General features: G+C 70.6%; 5 protein-coding genes and 1 tRNA gene. 2 read left to right on the forward strand and 4 right to left on the reverse strand.

Annotation, left to right across the window (positions count from 1 at the left end):
* Window positions 1-207: 207 nt before the first annotated feature.
* Window positions 208-684 carry a gamma-glutamylcyclotransferase family protein gene (locus MXD58_RS22665; protein WP_248838682.1) on the reverse strand — a complete coding sequence of 159 codons (477 nt, stop codon included), beginning with the start codon at window positions 682-684 and terminating at the stop codon, window positions 208-210.
* A 98-nt stretch (window positions 685-782) separates the two neighbouring features.
* Here MXD58_RS22665 and pyrE point away from each other — a divergent pair, with 98 nt between their 5' ends.
* Window positions 783-1,316, forward strand: a complete 534-nt coding sequence (gene pyrE, locus MXD58_RS22670) for an orotate phosphoribosyltransferase (RefSeq protein ID WP_248838681.1) — start codon at window positions 783-785, stop codon at window positions 1,314-1,316.
* Between the two features lie 177 nt (window positions 1,317-1,493).
* On the opposite strand, the gene MXD58_RS22675 is transcribed toward pyrE, so the two are convergent.
* A tRNA-Tyr gene (locus tag MXD58_RS22675) sits at window positions 1,494-1,575 on the reverse strand.
* 187 nt (window positions 1,576-1,762) lie between these two features.
* On the opposite strand from MXD58_RS22675, the gene MXD58_RS22680 reads away from it, so the two are divergent.
* A complete protein-coding gene (locus MXD58_RS22680) occupies window positions 1,763-2,251 on the forward strand; it encodes a YajQ family cyclic di-GMP-binding protein (protein ID WP_248838680.1) in 489 nt (162 codons plus the stop codon).
* Between the two features lie 232 nt (window positions 2,252-2,483).
* On the opposite strand, the gene htpX is transcribed toward MXD58_RS22680, so the two are convergent.
* Both htpX and MXD58_RS22690 read right to left on the reverse strand, forming a co-directional pair.
* On the reverse strand, window positions 2,484-3,359 hold the full coding sequence (htpX, locus tag MXD58_RS22685; RefSeq protein WP_248838679.1) for a zinc metalloprotease HtpX: 876 nt from the start codon (window positions 3,357-3,359) through the stop codon (window positions 2,484-2,486).
* Window positions 3,360-3,481: 122 nt separating this feature from the next.
* Window positions 3,482-3,730: DUF2520 domain-containing protein (locus MXD58_RS22690; RefSeq protein WP_250609882.1), on the reverse strand; the 249-nt coding region annotated here is incomplete at its 5' end.

A 3,730-nucleotide genomic window follows, 5' to 3' on the forward strand; every position in this document is an offset into this window, starting at 1 on the left:
GGGCTACGGCGAACAGCCGCCGGAACGCGGCGGCGCCGCCGGCGCGGGCGGGTACGGCCGCGATGACAGGCCCCCCGCTGCCGGCTGACGTCTCCACCGGGGATCCGGGCCGCCGCCCGTCACGTCGAGGGGCGGCCCGGAACAGCTGACGATGCGCGACCGATGAAGTGCGACGACCCGTGGCGGGTCTCGGCTCACGACACCGGATCAGGACGCCGGATAGGCGAGCCGGGCCCGCCACGCCGCGCACCGGCGGACGTACGAGTCGAGGTCACGCTCGGCGAACCGCCCGACGTCCCAGGTCCCGGCGAGCACCTCGGCGGGATCCAGCCACAGATAGGCCACCGCCGCCCGCCCGTCCCCGAGGGCGAGCGGGCCCGCTTCGTACGCCGCCCCCTCGAAGGCGTCGAAGACCGTCCTCTCCTGCGCCGTCAACCCGCGGAGCACCCGCCCGGCCGCCGCCGGATCGCCTCCCTCGCCGCGGACCAGGCCCGGGTACACCCGGTCGCGCAGGGGGGCGGGACGCCAGCCCCGCGCGTGCGCCGGCTCCATCGCCGGGACGCGGCCGATCAGCGTTGACACCACCGCGGGAAACATCAGCGTGCCGTAGACGAACAGGTCGGCCGTGGGCCACGCGGCCCGCGCCATTGCGGCCGGCGGTCGACGATCGGCGTCAGGCGGCATACCTGGACGTTAGCTCCGCCCCACCAGCCGGCGGGCGCCGCTCCGGTCCCCGCCGGTCCGCCCCGCGGTGCCGCGCGGCTGTTCTAGAGTCCACTCACGTGAGCGACATCGCGACGCTGGCCGCCGACGTGCGGGCAGCCTCCCACCTGACCGGCACCTTCCTTCTCCGGTCGGGCCGGACTAGCACGGAGTACTTCGACAAGTACCTCTTCGAGGCGGATCCGGCACTGCTCGCCACGATCGTGGCCGGCCTGACCGACCTCGTCCCGGCCGGCACCGAGGTTCTCGCCGGTCTCGAGCTCGGCGGCGTGCCACTGGCGACCCTGCTCTCCGCGCGCACCGGCCTGCCCACCCGGTTCGTGCGCAAAAAGGCCAAGGAGTACGGCACCCGGCGGATCGCGGAGGGCGGCGACATCGCCGGTCGTCGGATCGTCCTGGTCGAGGACGTCGTGACCTCGGGCGGCGCGGTGCTGGACGCGACCCACGTCCTGCGCGCCGAGGGCGCCACCGTCGAGGACGTGCTGTGCGTCATCGACCGCGAGGAGGGCGGCCGCGAACGCCTCGCCGAACTCGGCCTGAGACTGCGCCCGCTGCTGACCCGCGCGGACCTGGAAGCCGCCGCCGAACGGTAGCGGCTGCGACGAGTGCACAGCGGGGGCTTGGCGCAGGCGCACCTTGGCGCGGATCCGACCGGTGAGGGTTGAGGTCGGCCCTGAAATCCCTGCACCGCCCACGAACGTGACTCAGGCCTCGGAGTGCGCTCCGAGGCCTGAGTCGCCCAGCATTGATCCGGGCTGGGACCGGGGCGGTGGCAGGTGATGGGTTCGAACCATCGTAGGCTGAGCCGGCGGTTTTACAGACCGCTCCCTTTGGCCACTCGGGCAACCTGCCGTCGTCGACGAGCATACCGGTCCTGGAGGACCATCGGGAAGGCGGTATCGCCCGCCCCCGCCGCTGCCGTCCGGTCGCGACAGTGAGACGTCGGTCCGCGGTCACCGATGCGACCAGAACAGCCACGGTGAGTGGCCGGCTCGCCACACTTGTCCCGCCATCGACACCGAACAGGAGGTCCGCACCCGTGGCAGACCCGTCCTTTGACATCGTCAGCAAAGTCGACGAACAGGAGATCGACAACGCCGTCAACCAGACGGCCAAGGAGATCGGGAACCGCTTCGACTTCCGGGACACCGGCGCCTCCGCAAAGCTCACCGGAGAGTCGATTCTGCTCGTAGCGAACACGGACGAGCGGGTCAAGGCGGTGCTCGACGTCCTGCAGGAAAAGTTCGTCAAGCGCGGGATTTCCCTCAAGGCCCTGTCGTTCGAGGAGCCCAAGCAGTCGGGCAAGGAGTTCCGGCTGCCGGTCACCGTGCAGCAGGGCATCGCGGACGAGAAGGCGAAGGCTATCGCCAAGAAGATCCGGGCGGACGGGCCAAAGGGCGTGCAGGCCCAGATACAGGGGGACCAGCTCCGGGTCACCGGCAAGAAGCGGGATGACCTGCAGCGGGTCATCGCGATGCTGAAGGCGGAGGACTTCGAGGTCCCGCTTCAGTTCGTCAACTACCGCTGACGTCGAAAACGGCGCACCCCGCCCGATGGGGGGTTTCGGGCGGGGTGCATGCGGCGGAACCTGGGGGGTTCGCTCCGCCGCGGTCATGGCCGCGGGACGATGCCTGCCAGGCCGGCGCCTCTTCTCCAGACCGGCGTCCCACGCGCACGGCCGACATCAAAATGCTACCTCCGAAGGCTCCACATTAATCACGAGACACCACAACAGGCAACAGCACGACCAACCCACGCACTCATCGATACGGATTCATGCGGGCCATCTGCTCCAGACGCGCGATTCGCTCGCTCATGGGGGGATGGGTCGAGAACAGCTTGCCGACGCCGCCGCCCCGGAACGGGTTGGCAATCATCAGCGCCGCGACGGGACCCATCCTCGAGGTCTGCGCCAGCGGCCGGGCCGCCGTCCCGGACTCGAGTTTGCGCAGCGCGCTGGCCAGCCCGAGCGGATCGCCGGTGAGGGTCGCACCCGACTCGTCCGCCTGGTACTCCCGCGCCCGGCTGATGGCGAGCTGGATGATGGAGGCCGCGACCGGGCCGAGGATCATCAGCAGGAGCAGCTCGAAGATCCCCGGGCCGCCCTCGTCGTCCCGCCCACCGCCGAAGATGGCCAGGAACTGGGCCATGTTCGCCAGATACACGATGACGCTGGCCAGGGCACCCGCCACCGAGGCAATAAGAATGTCACGATTGTAGACGTGGCTGAGTTCGTGGCCGAGGACTCCGCGCAGCTCACGGTCGTCCATCAGGTCCATGATGCCCTCGGTGCAGCAGACCGCGGCATTGCGCGGGTTGCGGCCGGTGGCGAACGCGTTGGGCGAACCGGTCGGGCTCAGGTAGAGCCGTGGCATCGGCATTCGGGCGCTTCGGGCGAGATCGGCGACGATGGCGTACAGCCGGGGCTGCTCGACCTGCGTCACCGGATACGCCCGCATCGCCCGAAGCGCGATGCGGTCCGAGAAAAAGAACGAGAAGCCGTTCATCGCCAGCGCGATCACCAGCGCGACGAGCAGACCGCCGCGACCGAAAAGCGAGCCGACCAGGAGGATGGCGGCAGACAACACGCCGAGCAGCAGTGCGGTCTTCAGACCATTGAGGTGACGGTGTGGCATGGCGATCGGGTGTCCGTCCTGTTGTGCCGGTGCACCCGTGTCAACGCGGGGATGCCGGAGCAACGTTCCCGCAACGGGTGTGGGTGATACCTCCGGGCCGGTCGCGCCGCCTCACCGCGGCGTCAACGGCCCAGGTGGGGGCCCGTTTCCGGGGCAAGGGCGGCGCGCAGCCGCGCGGCCGGCGCCTCGCCGAGCAGGTCCGCGCGTGCCAGCTCGTCGGTCGTGAAGATCGCCAACGCCCGGTAGACCTCGGCCAGGCCTGGGTCGGCGTCGGCCAGCGCCCGCCGATGGGCGAGGACCGTGCCGACGTCGGCCCGGCGCACCGGCCCGGTCGCCGCCGGCCAACCGGTGGCCAGCGCGTTGGCCAGGGA

Source organism: Frankia sp. AgKG'84/4 (assembly GCF_023242965.2).
GTDB lineage: Bacteria > Actinomycetota > Actinomycetes > Frankiales > Frankiaceae > Frankia.

Bases quoted from the DNA above. Each gene is read 5' to 3' on its own strand.
- MXD58_RS22665 (WP_248838682.1), bottom strand. From the start codon at position 684: ATGCCGCCTGACGCCGATCGTCGACCGCCGGCCGCAATGGCGCGGGCC.
- htpX (WP_248838679.1), bottom strand. From the start codon at position 3,359: ATGCCACACCGTCACCTCAATGGTCTGAAGACCGCACTGCTGCTCGGC.